This window comes from Bradyrhizobium sp. NBAIM08, assembly GCF_020193935.1.
Classification (GTDB): domain Bacteria; phylum Pseudomonadota; class Alphaproteobacteria; order Rhizobiales; family Xanthobacteraceae; genus Bradyrhizobium; species Bradyrhizobium yuanmingense.
On the sequence record NZ_JADYVR010000486.1, the window covers coordinates 1 to 435 of the forward strand.

Here is a 435-nt window from a genome sequence, read left to right on the forward strand (position 1 = left end):
AGATCGCAGGGCTGCGGGCCGCGGGCGTGGACGTGCGCACCTTCTCGATCCGCCGCACCGGCCCCGAGCACCACGTGGGCCCCGAGCAGTCATCCGAGGCCGCGGGCACCACCCACGTCCTGGAGGCCGCACGGCGCCGCCGGGGCTCAAGGGACGCGCCTACAACCTCATCTACTGGCACGAAGCGGTGGTGCTGGCCGCGCTCCTGCGTCGCATGGGCATCGTCCACCTCCACTGCCACATCGCCAAGGCGTCCTGCACCGTGGCGCGGCTCGCGGCACCCCTCGCGAGAGTCACCTGGAGCTTCACGCTGCACGGCCCCGACGACCTGGAGGAGCCGGGCCGCTGGGCCTTGCGCGACAAGATCGCCCAGGCGGACTTCGTGTCCTGCATCTCCCTTTATGCCCGCTCGCAGGCGATGCTCCACTCGGATTC

General features: G+C 71.3%; 1 pseudogene. It reads left to right on the forward strand.

The features are described from left to right. Positions 1 to 190: 190 nt before the first annotated feature. Positions 191 to 435, forward strand: a pseudogene (locus I6F37_RS40575) (colanic acid biosynthesis glycosyltransferase WcaL); the annotation flags it as partial.